Raw genomic sequence first — 18,084 nt, forward strand, 5'->3', positions numbered from 1 at the left:
ACGTTCCTTCGCATCGAGTTTGGCCTGGCAAAGACGCACAAGTTCGGCGAGCTTGGGCGGCAGGGGGGCGTCGAGCACGTCCCGGTAAAGGGTGTCGAGTTCGGTCTTCAACCAGCGATCGAGGGAGTCATCGAAGCGATAGGCGGCGGTGCCGCCTTTTTCGGTCCGGCTCCCGCGCGGCTTCCACGGCCTGAACGCGCTATCCAACATTTGACACCCTATCCCATGTCAATTCGGCGGCAGTGACGCGAGGCCCAACCTCGCGGCCCGGGTTTGCCCCGCGGTCATCTTTTCGATTAGCCCTGTCTGACAAGACCAGCCGGCGGGTGAAATTATTCCGTAATAATATGCGCCGTCCGGCCGATCGCTCCCGAAGGGGAATAACCGTTGGAACCGCTCGGTCTATGGGAGCGTTCCTTCTCGCGATCTTACCTCCCTGCAACATCGGACTGGCCCCCGCAAGCTTCGGCTTCGGGGGCCTTTTTCCGATCCGGACGGGCGGGACCGCCGGGATCGGGAATATTGCAAGCCGCCCGGGAGTCTTCTTTCGGCAAGCCCCACGCCGTCGCGCCGTTGGAGGAGGAGATCATGTCGAAACGACTGCTCCCATTGGCGGGCGCCGCCATGCTGGCACTGATCCCCGTACTGGCGCAGCCCGCGGAACAGACCACCGCCGGGGGCCGGACCGCCCCCGGAACGATCATCCCGACCGAGGACCCCTCGCTGGTCCGCGTCGAGACGCTTCGCGGCATGAAGGTCGTCAACGGGGCCGGCGAGGAAGTGGGGATCGTCGACGACGTGGTGCTCGACAAGGACGGGAAGGTATCCGGACTGGTGGTCGAGGCCGGGGGCGTCATGGGCCTCGGAGGCAAGGCCATCGGCATCGTCTGGCGGGACGTCGGAGGCGCCGTGCAATCGAACATCGTCAGCGTTTCGCTGACCAGGGACGACATCGACAGGGCGCCGCCCTTCAAGGCCGGCGACCATTCGGAAACGGCGCCGCCCCGCAAGCCGCTTGGCCTGGTGCCTCTGCAACCGGACTCCGCTTCCCGCTAGGAAGCCAACGCGCCCGACCACGGCGCCGCCCGGGAAAGCGCCGTCCTTCGAAGGCCGTGTCTTCGATTTTTACAGCGGGAACGAGAATGGCGGGAATGCGCGGCCTCCTCGCCAAGTCTATCACGACAGGAAACGTACACAGCCATGACGTTCAACCCCGACTTTCCAATCGCGAAAGTGCAATCGTTTCCCTCACAATCCGGAGAGACCGCGATGAGTTCCGCTGCCCCGTCCCCCGTTTCGCCGCAGACATGCCCGGCCCCTCACGGACGTCAAGGCCTTTCCACCCTTCCCGCCAAGGCGTCGCGCTCCTCTCGGCCGACCCGACCGGCGGCTCTCTCCGCCGCCTCGGCGGGTCCCGCGAAAGCTGCCCCGGCCGAGGCTGACGCGTTTTCCTCCTATCCCCAGGTGCCGCCGGAATCGCCGCTTCCCATGCACGCCCGGGCCTTCGATTTCGTCGGAGTGAAGGATCTCTTCGGCCTTCTCACCCAGGGAAGGCGGCATCGCTCGCCGTCGACGCTGGCCGCCGCCCCGCCGCCGGCCGCCCCCCACGGATAACGGATCGTTTTGCAATGACGACAGCGTCGCAACGCCGCAAGCTGCTGGCGGGTCTCGTCGCCATCACCAGTCTCGGCAGCACCGCGGGGATCGTGGATATCCAGATGTCAGCCGATGGGCTGACCTGGGGCGAGGCGATCCTGGTCGGGATCTATGCGCTTCTGCTGGCCTGGATCAGTGCCGGCTTCTGGCTGTTCGTGATCGGCGCCCTGTCCAGGATCGGCGGCGCAGCCCGTCCGTCCGCGGAACCGATCCTGGCGCCGCGCGATCTTCCCCGCACGGCCGTCGTCATGCCCATCTACCATGAAGACCCGGTCAACGTCTTCGACCGGCTGCGGGTGATGTATCGATCGCTCGAGAGAACCGGACAACTTGGGAAGTTCGAGTTCTTCGTGCTCAGCGATTCACGCGACCCCGAGGCGGGGCGTGCCGAAATCCGGGCCTGGCAGGATGCCTGCCGCGATCTGTCGGCGTCCGGGCGGCTGTTCTATCGCCGCCGTCGGGACAACCGCGGCCGCAAAAGCGGCAACATCGAGGAGTTCTGCCGGCGCTGGGGCGGGCGTTACACCTATATGGTGGTGCTGGACGCCGACAGCCTGATCAGCGGCCGCACCCTGGTCTCGATGGTGGCCCGCATGCAGGCCGATCCGGGCATGGCGCTGCTGCAGACGTGGCCCGTCTCCATCGGCGGGCAGTCGCTGTTCTCGCGTTTGCAGCAGTTCGCCGGCAGCGTTTACGGCAAGCTGTTCGTCGCCGGCCTGACCTGGATACAGATGGGCGCCGGAACCTATTGGGGGCACAACGCGATCATCCGCGTGCAGGCGTTCGCGCAGCACTGCGCCTTGCCGCCGCTGCCGGGCCGCAAGCCGCTGGGCGGCGAGATCCTGAGCCACGACTTCGTCGAGGCGGCGCTGCTGGTCAAGGCGGGATGGCGCGTCCGCCTCGCCCCCGACCTCGCCGGCAGCTACGAGGAGGGGGTGCCCAACCTCATCGAGCATGCCAGGCGCGACCGCCGGTGGTGCCAGGGCAACCTGCAGCATTGGCGCCTGCTGTTCGCGCGGGGCCTGCACGTAATGAGCCGCATGACCTTCCTGATCGGCATCATGAGTTACTTCTCCGGTCCGCTCTGGCTGACGTTCCTCGCCCTGTCCATTCTGACGTTTCCAGGGGATTTCGGCGGCTGGTTGTGGCCGGAAGACGCCCACAGCCGCCTGCCGGGCTTCCTGGTGCTCGGCATGACGGTGACCCTCCTTTTCGGACCCAAGTTCCTGGGCCTCGGGGCCACGCTGGCCAACCGCCGGGCCCGCCGGGACCACGGCGGGAGCCTTCGGCTGACCCTCAGCATCGCCATCGAGGCGTTCTTCTCGGCGCTGATCGCCCCCCTGATGGCGGTTCTCCATACCCGGTTCGTCTTCGCCGTCCTCGCCGGCCGCGATTCCGGATGGGGCCCGCCGCGCCGGGGCGCCGCCGAGGTCGACTGGCGGACGGCGTGGGCGAGCCATTGGGTCGAAATGGCCACCGGATTGGGACTGGGCGCCCTGGCGGCGGTGTTCGCGCCGGGCTTGTTGTGGTGGCTGTTGCCGATTACCGCGCCCCTGGTCCTGGCGGCCCCCATTTCGGTGCTGACCGGGCGGACGAGTTGGGGCGAGACCCTCCGCCGTCTGGGACTTCTTCTGACGCCGGCCGAGGTCCGCCAGTCGCCCGAGGTTCGCGAGTTCGGCAAACTTTGCGCGGTCCAGCAGGACATCCGCGCCGTTCTTCCGCCCGTTCCGGCCATGGCGGCCCCGTACAGCCCTTCGGAGAAGCGGATGCTTTCGGCGGGCCCCCGACCGTGAACCGGCGAAGTTTTCTATGCCGGACCGCCCTGCTGCTGGCCACCCACCTCGCCGCCCCGCGAAGTTTTGCGGCGGACGCCACGCCGCCCGCCGCCGAGGGCCAGCCCTTCAGCCGGGAGTGGCTCCAGGAGGAAGCCCGCCGCCTCGGCGCCGCCGAGTATCGGCCGCCCGCCGCCATTCCTCGCCAGCTCGTGGACCTGACTCCCGAACGATACCGGCAGATCCGCTTCCGGGCGGACCACGCGCTTTGGCATGACCAGGACCTCGCCTTCCGGCTTCGCTTCTTTCACCTGGGGCGCCGCTATGCGCAGCCGGTGGCGATCCACCAGGTCGTCGACGGCCGATCCCATCCGGTCCGCTTCTCTCCCGCCATGTTCGACTACGGTCCGAATCGATTCGAGCCGCCGGTGCCGGACACGCTGGGTTTCGCCGGCTTTCGCGTCCACTACCGGACCGACTTCGAACGCGACATGGCGGCTTTCCTGGGGGCCAGCTATTTCCGCGCGGTCGGATGGCAGATGCAGTACGGCATTTCGGCGCGCGGCCTCGGCATCGACACCGTGTTTCCGGGGCGCGAGGAGTTTCCTCTCTTCACGGCCTTCTGGATCGAGAAGCCGGGGCCCGAGCAGGCCGACCTCACGGTCCACGCGCTGCTGGACAGCCCGAGCGTCGCCGGCGCCTATCGGTTCGTCATCCGCCCGGGCCGGACGACCCTGATGGACGTCGAGGCATCCCTCTATCCGCGCAAGAAGGTTCGCCAGCTGGGCCTGGCGCCCCTGACCAGCATGTATCACCACGGCGAGAACGACCGCCGGGCCGCCGACGATTTCCGGCCCGAAGTCCACGATTCCGACGGCCTGGCCCTGGTGCGCGGCAACGGCGAGCGCCTGTGGCGGCCGCTGGCCAACCCCGCCGGCTTCCGCGTCACCACCTATCTTGACGAAAATCCGCGCGCCTTCGGACTGTTGCAGCGCGACCGCGCCTTCCGGAACTATCAGGACGACCGCACCTATTACGACCAGCGGCCGAACCTGTGGGTGGAACCGCAAGGCAATTGGGGGGTGGGCGCCGTCGGCCTTGTCGAGATCCCAACCGACAACGAAGACTTCGACAACATCGTGGCCTTCTGGTCGCCCGCCGAATCGCCGGAACCGGGGCGGGAACTGTCCCTGGCCTATCGTCTTTCGTGGGGCAGCGAGGTTCCCGACACCCAGTCCACGGTCGGCCGCGTGATCGCCACCCGCGTCGGCCGCGGGCTCCATCGGCAACCGGACAGCAATGCCCACCAGTTCGTCGTCGATTTCGCGGGCGGCCCCCTCGACCTGCTCGCCAAGAACGCCGAGGTCGAGCCGGTCATCACCGCCTCGCGCGGCCGGATCGAGGGTGCCACCGCCTACCTGGTCGACGAGCTGCCGGCGTGGCGCGCCGCGTTCGACCTCCGCCGGGATGGCGGCGACCCGGTCGAACTCCGGTGCTACCTGCGCCTCAAGACCGGCGCGCTCACCGAAACGTGGACCTATCTATGGGCGCCTCCCGGTTGACGGACCGCCCCCAATACACCCGCGTCGAGGCCCGTGGGCGGCGTGGCAAAAATGGCCCGCGGCCGCCGAAATCCGCGCCGCGAATACCCTTTCATAAACAATTTATATTCCTAAATTGAAATGCAGCGGGTAAACTTGCGGCGATCCATTACCCGCGCCTGGGGAAAAAGGGGGGTTCATGCGCACGCTTCTTGGTCTTGTCGTTCCGGCTCTCGTGGTGGCTGCCGGCGTTCCTGCATGGGCGCAGACGCCGCCCGCAACCCCGCAGGAGCAGATGGAGGTTCAACCGGAACCGGGCGAACGGGACACCGTGACCACGCGCCAGCGTCCCGAATACGATCCGCTGGGCGTCCGCCTGGGCGGGTTCTTCCTGTACCCCCAGGCCGAACTCTCGGAAATCTATCGCGACAACATCTTCTATTCGGACGGCAACAAGGAGTCGGACTTCATCACCGTTCTCTCGCCGAGCCTCCTGCTCAAGTCGAATTGGAACAACCACGCCCTCAACCTGTTCGCCGACGCGGACATCGGGCGGCACATGGACAATTCGGACGAAGACTACGAGGACTGGCGGACCGGCTTCGACGGGCGGGTGGATATCGACCGCAGCGCCAACATCACCGGCGGCTTCCAGTTCGCCGAACGGCACGAGAACCGCTCTTCGCCCGACAGCCCGACCGACGCCGCGGAACCCGTAACCTACAGTGAATACGGCCCGCAGGCGGCGATCTTCAAGCGGTTCAACCGCCTGTCGATGCGCCTTGGCGGCGACCTCAAGGTGCTGGACTACGATGACGCGACCACCAACGCCGGCGGCACGCGCGATCAGGACGGGCGCGACCGCATGGAGACGGAAGGCAGCTTCCGTATGGGCTATGAGATCGTCCCGCAATACGAAGCTTTCGTCCAGGGCGCCGTCAACCAGCGCGACTACGACGAGACGGGAACGGTCAACCGCGACTCCCAGGGTTGGGAGGGGCGGGCGGGCGTGGCCCTGGATCTGGGCGGCCTCATGTTCGGCAACGTTTTCGTCAGCTACATGAGCCAGGATTTCGACGATCCGACCCTGGAAACCATCGATGGCCCCGGTTTCGGCGGCGACCTGACGTGGAACCCCACCCGGTTGACGACGGCCAAATTTGCCGCCCAGCGGACGATCGAGGAAACGACGCTCGGCGGGGCCGCCGGGTCGCTGTCGACCCAGGTCCGCGTGGGCGTCGACCACGAACTGCTGCGCAACGTCATCCTTTCGGCCGACGCCGCGTACGAGAACAACGATTACGAAGGCATCTCGCGGGAGGACGACATCATCTCCTTCGGCGGCGGCGGCGACTACCTGCTCAACCGCTATGTCCGGCTGCGGCTCCGCTATACCTACGAAACCCGCGACTCCACGGCGGCCGGTTCCGATTACGACACCAACACCGTCTTCCTTCGGCTCGTTACCCAGTACTAGACGAACGAAGCCTTCGAGCTCTTTGCGCCGGGGTCCGCGTTCAGACGCGGACCCCGGATCGATTCAGGGGGTCATCGTCGGCGCCGTTTCGCCGCCGAAGGCATGGATCTGCTGGCCAAGGATGCCGAGGTGCTGGAGAAGGGTGACGCTGATTTCGCCGTCCACCGTGCGGCCTTGATCGCGTTGGAACTTCTCGATCGCCGTCCGCGTGCGGGGACCGGCCCGGCCGTCGACGCTTCCCGGATCGTAACCGCGCTCGCGCAGCCGCTGTTGAACGAGGCTGACAATCTCGCCGGCGGCTGTGATTCCAGTGACTTCCAGCGCCCCGAGAACCGATCCACGGCTGCGGTGTTCGCTCAGCGCCTTCCTGACGGCCGTCGCGAAATCTTCGGGCAGGGGCGCCTCCACGGCTTCCCGGCGGGGAGCCGCCGTGCGCTCGACGCTACGGCCAGCGCGCGGCGCCGAAGCCGTCGCGACGGCGCGTTTCTCGGGCGCCGCGGGCGCCGGCCGCGCGCTCGCCGTCGGCTGTGGCGGGACTTTGGGCGGCGGGGGCGTCAGCGCCACGGCCTTCTCCTCGCCGCTTTGCCGCCGCTCGGCCTCGTCGGCCGGTCGGTCGGCCTGGGATGGCCGGTCCACAGGACCGTCCTCGACATCGGGCCCGGCCGTCTGTCCCGAGGCGGGAGGGGACGGCTTGGCGTCGGCAGGCTCGTCCGTGTCCGGCCCTCCCGACGCGGTTTCCCACTCGTTCGTCGGATCGCCGGCCGGCGCGGGCGCGTCGGCGATCTCCCCCAGCGAGGGCGCCGAGGGTGGCGACAGACGGGACATCCAATCGCCCGTATAGGGCGCCAGTAAAACGACCACGACGGCAAGCATGCCCACCAACGCAAGCGAGGCACGGCGGCCCCAAGGCTGGCGCTCGCGGCCGGGGCGACCCATCGATGGGAATCCGGGCCTTCCTTCGCGCCAGGCGCCGGCCAGGCGCGGATCGCCCTTCCCCATTCGGGGATCGATGCCGACACCATCATCCGCCTCATCCTCATCGTCGGCACCCTCTTCCCTTGGGCCCAAGCGATCGAAGCGCGGTTCCTCTCTCTCGTCGTCCCGTTCGTCCTCTCTTTGCTGTGCCGGATGGCGTTCCAGCCTCATCTCCTCGGAGGCATGCGGCTGCGTTTCCTCGACCCGCTCCGCCTCGGCCCGCCACTCCGCTTCGGCCTGACGCCTCGCCTCGGCCTGGCGTTCCGCTTCGGCCTCTCGTCTCGCCGCGGCCTGCCGCTCCGCTTCCGCCTGACGCTCCGCAGCCTGGCGCTCCACCTCGGCCTGGCGCTCTGCCTCGGCTTGGCGTCTTGCCAAAGCCTGGCGCTCCGCTTCCGCCTGGCGCTCCGCGATCTGGCGTTCCACCTCGGCCTGACGCTCCGCCTCGGCCAGGCGCCCCGCCTCGGCCTGCCGCCTCGCCGCGGCTTGGCGCTCCGCGGCTTGGCGCTCCGCTTCCGCCTGACGCTCCGCAGCCTGCCGCTCCGCCTCGGCTTGGCGCCCCGCCTCGGCTTGCCGCCGAGCCGCGGCCACCTTCCCATCGGTCCGGGTCGGGTCGGAAGCCGCGCCCGCGCCGCCTTGTTCCGCTGCCGGGCGGCGCATTTCGACCGTTATGCGCGCGAAGGCGTCGTCGAGGCGCCTGAACATCGGGTCGCGCGAGGCCTCTTCCGTCGTGCGCGCCGCCGGTTTGGCCGAAGCCGCCGCCGCCCGGGCCTCACGCGGGGCCGCCCGTTCGTCATGGTCGGTCTTGCGATCCTCGGAGGACGGCGCCTCGGCGGGCGAATAATTGATGAGGGATTTCCGGCAGACGCGGCATACCACCGCCTCGGCGTCGGCCCTGGCACCACAATGGGGGCAGCTGCTTCCGCGGCTGGGCAGTCCGAAACGCTCGGGGCGCCAGCCGCGCTCGTCCCGCCGATCCTTGGTCAGCAGAAGATAAGGCACCACGACGATGCCGAGAAAGGTACCGCCCACGCCCCATAACAACGGAGGACGGCCTTTTGCATACGCGATCGCCGCGGCAAGGATGCCAAGTCCGGCGGCAGCGGTGAGCCAGATGATCATAGCGTCGGACGCCTTCTTCTCCGGTCGCGGGGCGTCACGGCTGACTCAGGCAAGAACGGGCGTGTCGCGCTCGCGCGCACGCCCCCCCTTGCGGCTACAGGTTCCGCCCCTCTAACAGAAGACTGTTCGGCGCGCGATTTATTCCGCCGGCCGTCCAGCCGGTTCGCTTCAAAAAGTTCAAAAAGAACGTGTCCGCCGGCATGGGAATAATCCCGCCAGCAATTCCGTCTGTTACTTCGAGGACCGCGTCCTCCATGAGCCGTTACGGCGGATCAACCGGTGGTTGATGCATGGAATGGAAGCGTTTTGTGGCCTCGATCTAGGTCGAGGGGGGGGGCATGGGATCACGTTGTCAGATGGCTGTGCGGCCACTGCCGGTCCGATTCCTCCCTTTCATGCGAGAACGGCGCCCCCGCGATCACGCGTTTGAGATCGCATGGCCGCCGAGGCAAGACAGGTGACGTGATGAGACAAGCATGGATCAATTCGAATACGGACGTTCCGCCCTTTCTTGGACGGCCGGCGCCGCAGCGCGAGCCCGTCAGGACGGAGAAATCCTCCTCGGCGATCCATTGGGCGGGGACCGCTCCTCGCGTCGTGCTCATTCATGCGGACGATCCGTATTGCACCGCATTGGCAGCCTGCCTGCGCGCGCAGGAGCTTTTTGTCATCGAATTCGACGATCCCCGGGCCGCCCTTCTTTATGTGACGAATGGCGGGGGCATCGACGCCGTGCTGATCGACGCCGACCTGCCCCAAGCATCCGGGATCGACCTTCTTGTGCGCTTTCGGAGCCTGGGCGGGATGGCCCCCGCCGCCATCGTCGCCGACGATAGCGAGGAAGAGATCGAGGAGATCGCCCTGGAACACGGGGCCTCGGATTTCCTCAGCAAATCCCGCAGCCCGTCGATCGGCGCCAAGCGGATGCGCCTGCTGATCGGCGGCCGCAAGTTCGTTGCGACGGCCGAACGGCCCTCGCCGCAGTCCGTCACGGTCGGGGATCTGGACCTCAAGTTGCAGAGCCACCGTGCCCTGTGGCGGAAATCCCTGGTCCCGCTGACCGTAACCGAGTTCAAAATCGTCCGGTTGCTGGTCTGCCGGGCCGGGGAAGAGGTGTCGTACCGCGAGATCTACGACGTCGTGCACGGCGCCGGCTTCGTGGCCGGAGACGGCCAGCATGGCTACCGCAGCAACGTGCGGTCCCTGATCCGCAAGATCCGCAACCGTTTTCGGGCGATCGACCCGCAGTTCCTGGAGATCGAAAACTATCCGGGCTTCGGGTATCGCTGGCGCGATCAATCGCGCGGCGACGGCAGCCAAGCCGCAACCGCGCCCAAGGCCAAGGGATTTTCCAACGTCCTCTGGCCCGACGGCGGACTGGTCTCCGTTTCCCCCACGCCTTCGGGTTAACGCCTTTGCGTGAGGGGATCATCCCGTTGCGTCAGAACGCCGGGATCGTCAAGGGATGCCGACATCGAAAAAGTTGCCAGGACCCCGAACTGCGCGCGGAGACGACAATGAACATCATTCTGTCGGCTGAGCGTTCCTCGCTCAATCAGACCCGGCATCTGTACCCCGTAATCCTGTGTGGGGGGGCGGGTAAACGCCTGTGGCCGCTGTCGCGAAAAAACTATCCCAAGCAACTCCTGCCGCTGGCGTCCGAACGCACGATGCTGCAGGAAACGGCGGAGCGGGCGCGGACCCTGATCGGCCTGCGCTCCCCCGTCGTGCTGTGCAGCGAGGAACACCGCTTCCTGGTCGCCGAGCAACTTTCCGCCATCGACATGATCCCGGAAGCCATCCTGTGCGAACCGGTCAGCCGCAACACCGGCCCCGCGCTGGCCGCCGCCGCCGCCTATCTGCAGGAGCGCGACCCCGAGGCGATCATGCTGGCCCTGCCCGCCGACCATTACATCGGCGACGGGCCCGCCTTCGCCGAGGCGGCCTTCCGCGCCGTCCAGCCTGCCGCCAACGGATGGCTCGTCACCTTCGGCATCAAGCCCACCCACGCCGAAACCGGCTACGGCTACATCGAACGCGGCCCGGCGTTGGATGGTGGCACCGAGGGGGTCTTTTCGGTCGAACGGTTCGTCGAAAAGCCCGATGCGGCGACGGCCGCCCTTTTGGTGGCCGATGGCGCCCATTTCTGGAACAGCGGAATGTTCGTTCTTCCCGTCGGCCCGTTCCTGGAGCAGTTGAACCTGTACAGCCCGGAAGTCGCCGCGGCGGCCGGCGAAGCGATCACCCGGCGCCGGGTCGAGGATCCCTACGTTCACCTCGACGACGCCGCCTTCGCCGCCTCGCCGGACCTGTCCGTCGACTACGCGGTCATGGAACACACCGATCGGGCCGTCATCATTCCCGCCGACATGGCGTGGAGCGACATCGGGTCGTGGCGCGCCCTGCGCGACGTCAAGCAGGCCGACCATGACGGCAACGTGCTGCAGGGCAACGTCTTCGTCGAGGACGTACAGAATTCCTACATCCGGGCCGATGACCGCCTGGTCGCCGTGCTGGGGCTGGACGACGTCGTGGTGGTCGACACCGACGACGCCCTGCTGGTGACCCACGCCTCCCGGGCGGCCGATGTCGGCCAACTGGTGCAGAGGCTGAGCGAAATGCGCCACCCGGAGTCGATCCAGCACCGGCGGGCATACCGGCCGTGGGGCCACTACGAATCCATCGACCTCGGGCAACGCTTCCAGGTCAAGCACATCGTCGTCAAGCCGGGGGCGCAGCTGAGCCTTCAGATGCATCACCATCGCGCCGAGCACTGGGTGGTGGTGGCCGGGACCGCCCGCGTCACCTGCGGCACCCAGACTCGGCTGCTTTACGAGAACCAGTGGGTGTACATCCCGATCGGCTCCCTGCATCGGCTGGAGAACCCGGGCAACATTCCACTGCACCTGATCGAGGTGCAGATCGGCACCTACCTCGGCGAGGACGACATCGTCCGCTTCGAAGACAACTACGGAAGAGCCTAGCCATGCCCGGAACCATCCTCGTCACCGGCGGCGCCGGGTACATCGGCAGCCATGTCTGCAAGGCCCTGGCGCGGGCAGGCTACCTGCCGGTCGTCTATGACGATCTTTCAAACGGCCATCGCGAAGCCGTCCGCTGGGGCCCGCTCGAGGTCGGCGGCCTGGAGGACGAGAGCCGCCTGGCTGCGTGCATTGCCAAGCACGACCCCGAAGGAGTCATCCACTTGGCCGGCTTCATCGCCGCCGGCGAATCCGTGGTGGCGCCCGCCAAGTTCTACCGGAACAACCTTTGCGGTTTTCTGACGTTGCTCGACGGCATGCGCCGGCACGGTATCGAGCGCATCGTCTTTTCCTCGACGGCCGCCGTTTACGGGGCGCCGCAAAGCGTGCCGATCAAGGAAACCGCCCCGGTCCGGCCGGTCAACCCCTATGGCCATTCGAAGGCCATGTGCGAACAGATCCTGCAGGACTATGCCGTGGCTTACGGCATCCGGTCGATCTCGCTGCGCTACTTCAACGCGGCGGGGGCCGACCCGGACGGCGAACTGGGCGAGTGCCACGAACCGGAAACCCACCTGATCCCGCTCGTGCTGGAAGCGGCCGCCGGCCTTCGCAACGGCATCGACGTCTATGGCGACGGCTACCCCACCCGCGACGGAACGTGCGTTCGCGACTACATCCACGTGGCCGACCTGGCGACGGCCCACGTTCTGGCGCTCCGCAAGATGGAAGCCGCCGCCGTCGTCGCCGCCTACAACCTGGGAAACGGCCAGGGTTTCACGGTATTGGAGGTGATCGGCGCGGCGGAACACGCGACCGGCTGCCCGATTCCGACGCGCCGGCATCCGCCTCGCGCCGGCGATCCACCGGTTCTGCTGGCCGACGCCACACTGGCCAAGGCCGAGCTCGGCTGGACCCCCACCTTCGGGGCGCTTGAAACCCAACTGGAGCACGCCTGGAAATGGCTGTGTCGGCGCCATCCCGTCGCGGCGCCGTCACGGTCGCCCTCGCCCATCGCCGGAGTGACCACCGATTGATCACATTATCCCCCTTGCTGCGCTTGCTAGCATCGTCAAGGAGCCACGTTTCGGTGTGCCCCGGTAAGACCGATGCGAGGACAGCGATGACCCAGATATCCTTCCGCCGCCCACGCGGGTGGCGTCGTTTTGTCTTGGCCCTCGTGCTCGCCGCGCCCCTGGGCGCGTGCCAGGCGCCGCCTCCCATGGACGTCGCCGCCCCCACCCCCGTCTCCGCGCAGGAATATCAGTTGGGCGCCGGCGACAAGGTGCGCGTTCACGTCTTTGGCGACGAGACGCTCTCCGGGGAATACCAGGTCGATGGCCGGGGCGCCTTCACCTTTCCGCTGATCGGTGCCATCAACGCCGGCGGCCTGACGTCGACGCAGCTGGAATCCACCCTGGAAACCAAGCTCAAGGAATACATGCGGACCCCCAACGTCAGCGTCGAGATCCTGAACTACAGGCCATTCTACATCGTCGGCGAGATCAGGAAGCCGGGCAGTTACCCGTATGTGGACGGCATGACCGTCGTCAATGCCGTCGCCATCGCCGGCGGGTTCACCTACCGGGCCCGCGAAGGCGAGTTCTACATCCAGCGCAAACCCAGCGGCCAGATCGACGCGCGTCCCGCAACCCCCGTGCTGCCCGGTGACGTGATCATCGTGCGCGAAAGATTTTTCTGAGGCACCATGCGAGAGATACGCCAAATCCCTTCCGGCTCTTCCCTGCCGGATACGCAGTGGCAACCGCCCTATTACGACGCGGCCCCCCCGCCCGACCCATCCCAGGAAGACACCTGGGACGTCGTACGCAAGATATGGCGCCGCAAATGGCTGGTCATGGGCATTACATTCGGCTTCATCGTCGCCGGGGCCGGAACCGCCATGGTCATGACGCCGCGCTACTCCGCGGAAGTCCGGGTCCTGATCGGCCTGCCCGATCCGAACGTCGCCAACATCGAGGCGGTCCTCAGAACCATCCTGCCCAACAGCGAGACGACGCAGAGCGAGGCCTATGTCATCTCGTCGCGCGAAGTGGCGCGAAAGGTGGCCTATCGTCTGGCCCTCGACAAGTCGCCGGAATTCAACCCGGCCCTTCAGCCCAAGGAGGGGTGGTGGCACGCCGTTTCGCCTTCCCGGCTGTTGAAAGAGCTGGTCGCGCTGATCGCACCCAAGCGGAACGACAGCGCCGCCGTGCCGACGGCGGATTCCGCCCCGATGACCGAGGAGCAGCGTCTGGAGGAGCATATCGAGGCCGCCCTGCTCAACCGGATCGAGGTGACGCCGCTCAACCGTTCGCACGTCCTCGGCATTTCGGCCGAATCCCAGGAACCGGTCACGGCGGCGCGCATCGCCAACACCTTCGCCGACGTCTACATCGAACAGCAACTGATGCGCAAACAGCGGGCGACCGATCGCGCCAATGCGTGGCTGCAGACGCGGATCGGCGAGTTGCAGCAGACGGCCCACGAGTCCGACCGGGCGGTGGAACAGTACCGGCGCGAGAACGGGCTTTATGAAACCAAGTCCGACACCGTGATCGCCCAACAGATGGGCACCTTGAACGCGGACCTCGTCGCCGCGGAGAACGCCAAGGCCGACGCCCAGGTCCGCCTTGCCCAGGCGACACCGCGGCTGAACAACCCGGGCGACGTGGACAGCCTGCCTTCCGTGCTCCAATCGCCCCTGATCGCGACCCTGCGCGGCCAGCAGGCCGAGCTGGAAAGGCAGGCCGCGGAGCTGTCCTCCACCTATACCAGCAAGCACCCGAAGGTCCGCGACATCCGCGCCCAGATCAAAGACAACACGTCCAAGATCAAAGAGGAGATCGAAAGGATCGTGCGCGGCCTGCGCCATGAGGCGAAGATGGCCGACGACCGCTACACGCGCATCACGGCGCGCATGGAGCAGCTCAAGCGGCAGATGGGCCAGTCCAACGACATGACGGTCAAGCTGCGCGAGCTGGAGCGCGAGGCCCAGGCCAACCGCACCATGCTCCAGACCCTGATGCAGCGTTCCAAGGAAACGGTCGATCAGCGCGAGATCCAGACATCGAACGCCGAGATCATTTCCTATGCAACGGTGCCGCGCAATCCCAGCTTCCCGCCCGTCACCTTGATCCTGGTGATGGCCACCCTGGTCGGCGCCGGCACCGGCATCCTGTTGGCGCTGCTGCTGGAAAATCTCGACCGCACCTTTCGCACGGCGGAGGAGGTGGAGGAGTACACCGGCCTGCCCTCGCTCGCCCTGGTCCCGATCGTAAGGGGCCGCAGCAAGGCCCCGGGACACGTCGTCAAGAAGCCCTATTCGACGTTTACCGGCTCGCTCAGGATGCTGAACGCCCGGCTGTCGCTGGCAAACGAGAATTCGGCGGCGCCCGGCGGCGTCATGATGTTCACCTCGGCCCTGCCCGGAGAGGGGAAAACGCGGATCAGCAGCTCGTTCGCCCAGCTCATGGCGACCGAGGGGCAGCGCGTCATCCTGCTCGATCTCGACTGGAAGCGGCCCAACCTGCACCGCATGTTCAACCAGCCGCCGGGAGCCGGCCTCGCCGATCTCCTGAACGGCGACATCACGCCCGAACAGGCGGTCTATCACGATCCGGCCTCCGGCGCCCACGTGATGTTCGCCGGCAACGTCGGCCGCTTTCCGGGATACGTCGCCTGGATCGAACGGCTGCGCATGTTGCTCTACACGCTGTCCCGGCACTACGACCTGATCGTCCTCGACACGTCTCCCGCCCTGCTGGCGCCGGAGGTGCTGCATCTCGCCCGGCTCGTCGACAGGACGGTGCTGGTCGTCAAGTGGGCGAGCACGCCAAGAAGGGCGGTTTCCAGCGAAATCCGCAACCTCTACAGCGTCGGGGGACGCATCGCCGGCGTCGTCCTCTCGCAGGTCAATCCGCGGCGGTACCGGAAATACGGCTACGACGACGCCGGGTATCTCAACCCCCGGCATCTCGTCCATACTGCGGGCTGAGGGCGATGACCCGCGAACGCCGCCCGACATCGCTGTTCGTGACGCAGCACTACTGGCCGGAGGCGCTCGGTTCCGCCCCCTATTGCACCGACATCGCCGGCTGCCTGGCCGCGCATGGCGTGCCGGTCACCGTCTTTACCTGCCGGCCGCACTATCCGGAGGGGGTGGTGCCGCCGGACTACGCCGGCGGAAGCCACGACCGGGAACGCCTGAACGGCGTGCACGTCGAACGGGTGACTCCCTGGCTGCCGCGCCGCCGCAACGCCCTTGGGCGCATCTTCGCGGAGATGGTCTTCCTGCTGAAGGGTACGGCGGCCCTGGCGAGCGGCCGCATCCGCCGGACGGATCTGGTGGTCTCGCTCTGCCCGTCGATCCTGACGGTCCTGCTGGGCGTGCTGGCGACCCGGCGGGGCGGCCGCCATATCGCCGTCGTCCACGACATCCAATCGGGTCTGGCGTCGGGCCTCGGCATGGTCGGGGCCGGCCCGCTGGTGAAGCTCATGCGGTGGGCGGAGCGGGTCGTGCTCAACCGCGCGACGGTGGTCCTGGTCCTGTCGGAGAACATGCGCCGGCGTCTTCGGGCGCAAGGGGTGAAGGCGCCCATCGACCTGCTGCCCATCTGGGTCGACACCAAGGCGATCGCGCCCCGCGAAAAAGCCGACACCGAAGCGGTGAACGTGCTCTACAGCGGCAACTTCGGCAAAAAGCAGGCTCTGCCCCAGATCGTGGCGATGGCCGCCTTTCTGGAGGAGCGGGGCAGCGATGTGCGCATCACCCTGCGCGGAGCCGGCGGCGAGGCGGCCCGGCTGGCCGAGGATGTGGCGCGGCGGGGCCTTCGCAACGTGCGGTTCGCGCCCCTCGTCCCGGCGGACGCCCTGGTCGAGGGCTTGGCCGAAGGGGACATCCATCTGGTCCCGCAGAACGGCGACGCCGCCGACTTCGCGGTGCCGTCCAAGGTGTACACGATCATGGCGGCCGGGCGGCCGTTCGTGGCCAGCGCGCGGCCGGGAAGCATGTTGTGGCAGCTGATGGACGAGTCGCGGGCCCTGCTGTGCGTTCCGGCTGGCGACGCGAACGCCCTGGCGGACGCCGTGCAACGCCTGGCCCAGGACCCCGCGCTTCGCCGCGAATTGGGCCGCAACGGCCGCAACTACGCGATGACGCGCCACGACAAGGCGATCGTTCTGCAACGCTTCCTGACCATCGCTGAGGGCGGCGCGTCCGAAAGGATCGGCCGGGGCGAACATGCGGCCACATCTTCTCATCTTTGAACCCGATCCGCGCGGCCACACCTGCGAGTGGATCGAACACCTTCTCGCCGCGGCGCCGACCTGTCCGGAGCGGCCGATCCTCAGTCTCGTCGTCGCGGCCGATCTCGCCGGCCTGCTTGGCGACGCCGTGGCGCGGGTCCCCGCCGGCCAGGTGCGCGTCGTCGCGCTGACGGACCGCGAGCAGGCGCTGTGCACCCACCGCCGGCTGTCGGTCAGCGCGTTCTCCCGCTGGTGGACGATGCGCCGCCATCTGCGGCGGACCGGCGCGACCGGCGGCGTGTTCCTGGAGTTCGATCATCTCTCCCTGCCGCTGGCCCTTGGCCTTGGGACAAGCCGGCCGGTCTCCGGCGTCCTCTTCCGCCCCTCCGTCCACTACGGCACCTTCGGCCCCGATCGGCCGACCGTGAAGGAACGGCTGCGCGACAGCCGCAAGGAGGTGCTCTATCGGCTGATGCTGGCCAATCCGGCGCTGCGCGCCGTGCTTTCGCTCGATCCCTGCTTTCCCGAGTTCGCCTGGCAGCGCTACCGCCACGGCGAGAAGGTCGCCGCCTTGCCCGACCCGGCGTTTCCCATCCCCGCCGACTCCCCGGCGGCGGACCCGGCGTTCATGGCCGACATCCCCGCCGGGCGTACGCTTTTCGTCCTTTTCGGCGAACTGACGGCGCGCAAGGGCGTCATGCCGTTGATCGAGGCCCTGGCGATGCTGCCGGCCGACGTCGCCGGGCGGATTGCCGTCATGATCGCCGGCCGGCTCGACCCCGCCCTGCGCCCGGCCGTGCAACACGCCGCCGCCGGGCTGGCCGTGGCGCGGCCGGACATCTGGTTCCGTCTGGAGGACCGGCGGCTTCCCGGAGAGGAACTCGCCCGGCTGGTCGGGCGCAGCGACGTCATCCTCGCCCCCTATCAGCGGTTCGTGGGATCGAGCGGCATCCTGATGTGGGCGGCCAGGACGCATCGCCCGGTCATCTGCCAGGACTATGGCCTTCTCGGCCATCTGACGCGCCGGCACGGGCTCGGCCTGACGGCCGACACCACGGACGCCGGGGCCCTTGCCGGCGCCATCGCGCTGGCCGCCCGGCGCGGACCGGCGGCGCTGGGCGATCCCGTCCGGATGGCCGCCTTCGCCGCCTCGCATACCGCCGAGCATTTCGCACTGACGCTTCTGCGCGCCGCACTCCGGGACCCTGCGCAGGCGATAGCCCATTCGCTATCGCCGGCGCCCCGGATTGCCTCGAAATGATCACATTGTGCACGGCTTGGTCACAGGCCATACCTGCGAAAATCTCGCAAAATCG

The 18,084-nt window shown here is 67.6% G+C and carries 12 protein-coding genes; 11 read left to right on the forward strand and 1 reads right to left on the reverse strand.

All coding sequences use genetic code 11. The annotated features are described in order from the left end of the window. Positions 1-588: 588 nt before the first annotated feature. The 4 genes from ODR01_RS08325 (at position 589) to ODR01_RS08340 (ending at position 6,446) form a co-directional block, all read left to right on the forward strand. Positions 589-1,056: a PRC-barrel domain-containing protein gene (locus tag ODR01_RS08325; protein ID WP_316977175.1), complete on the forward strand. Its 468-nt coding sequence runs from the start codon at positions 589-591 to the stop codon at positions 1,054-1,056. A 572-nt stretch (positions 1,057-1,628) separates the two neighbouring features. After that, entirely contained in the window at positions 1,629-3,449 is a 1,821-nt protein-coding gene (gene mdoH, locus ODR01_RS08330; RefSeq protein WP_316977176.1) for a glucans biosynthesis glucosyltransferase MdoH, read from the forward strand. Further along, positions 3,446-4,990 (forward strand): glucan biosynthesis protein, encoded by a 1,545-nt coding sequence (locus ODR01_RS08335; protein ID WP_316977177.1) that lies wholly within the window; start codon positions 3,446-3,448, stop codon positions 4,988-4,990. Before mdoH ends, ODR01_RS08335 begins: the two co-directional genes overlap by 4 nt. A gap of 178 nt (positions 4,991-5,168) precedes the next feature. Then, positions 5,169-6,446, forward strand: coding sequence for an outer membrane beta-barrel protein (locus ODR01_RS08340; RefSeq protein WP_316977178.1), 1,278 nt, complete (start codon positions 5,169-5,171; stop codon positions 6,444-6,446). Positions 6,447-6,509: 63 nt separating this feature from the next. Here the strand turns inward: ODR01_RS08340 and ODR01_RS08345 are convergent, their stop codons facing one another. Beyond that, positions 6,510-8,540 carry a peptidoglycan-binding domain-containing protein gene (locus tag ODR01_RS08345; protein ID WP_316977179.1) on the reverse strand — a complete coding sequence of 677 codons (2,031 nt, stop codon included), beginning with the start codon at positions 8,538-8,540 and terminating at the stop codon, positions 6,510-6,512. A 597-nt stretch (positions 8,541-9,137) separates the two neighbouring features. On the opposite strand from ODR01_RS08345, the gene ODR01_RS08350 reads away from it, so the two are divergent. The 7 genes from ODR01_RS08350 (at position 9,138) to ODR01_RS08380 (ending at position 18,029) form a co-directional block, all read left to right on the forward strand. Continuing rightward, positions 9,138-9,950: a response regulator transcription factor gene (locus ODR01_RS08350; RefSeq protein WP_316977180.1), complete on the forward strand. Its 813-nt coding sequence runs from the start codon at positions 9,138-9,140 to the stop codon at positions 9,948-9,950. Between the two features lie 107 nt (positions 9,951-10,057). Further along, positions 10,058-11,524 (forward strand): mannose-1-phosphate guanylyltransferase/mannose-6-phosphate isomerase, encoded by a 1,467-nt coding sequence (locus tag ODR01_RS08355; protein ID WP_316977181.1) that lies wholly within the window; start codon positions 10,058-10,060, stop codon positions 11,522-11,524. Between the two features lie 2 nt (positions 11,525-11,526). Continuing rightward, positions 11,527-12,558: a UDP-glucose 4-epimerase GalE gene (gene galE / locus ODR01_RS08360; protein ID WP_316977182.1), complete on the forward strand. Its 1,032-nt coding sequence runs from the start codon at positions 11,527-11,529 to the stop codon at positions 12,556-12,558. A 185-nt stretch (positions 12,559-12,743) separates the two neighbouring features. After that, positions 12,744-13,223, forward strand: coding sequence for a polysaccharide biosynthesis/export family protein (locus ODR01_RS08365; RefSeq protein WP_316977183.1), 480 nt, complete (start codon positions 12,744-12,746; stop codon positions 13,221-13,223). 6 nt (positions 13,224-13,229) lie between these two features. Then, on the forward strand, positions 13,230-15,518 hold the full coding sequence (locus ODR01_RS08370; protein ID WP_316977184.1) for a GumC family protein: 2,289 nt from the start codon (positions 13,230-13,232) through the stop codon (positions 15,516-15,518). A gap of 5 nt (positions 15,519-15,523) precedes the next feature. Further along, a complete protein-coding gene (locus ODR01_RS08375) occupies positions 15,524-16,789 on the forward strand; it encodes a glycosyltransferase (RefSeq protein ID WP_316977185.1) in 1,266 nt (421 codons plus the stop codon). Further along, the gene (locus tag ODR01_RS08380) at positions 16,764-18,029 is read left to right on the forward strand and encodes a glycosyltransferase family protein (protein WP_316977186.1); all 1,266 of its coding nucleotides are present in this window, start codon (positions 16,764-16,766) and stop codon (positions 18,027-18,029) included. The genes ODR01_RS08375 and ODR01_RS08380 overlap by 26 nt, the downstream gene beginning before the upstream one ends. The last annotated feature ends 55 nt before the right edge of the window (positions 18,030-18,084 follow it).

The organism is Shumkonia mesophila (genome assembly GCF_026163695.1).
Taxonomy (GTDB): Bacteria; Pseudomonadota; Alphaproteobacteria; order Rhodospirillales; family Shumkoniaceae; genus Shumkonia; species Shumkonia mesophila.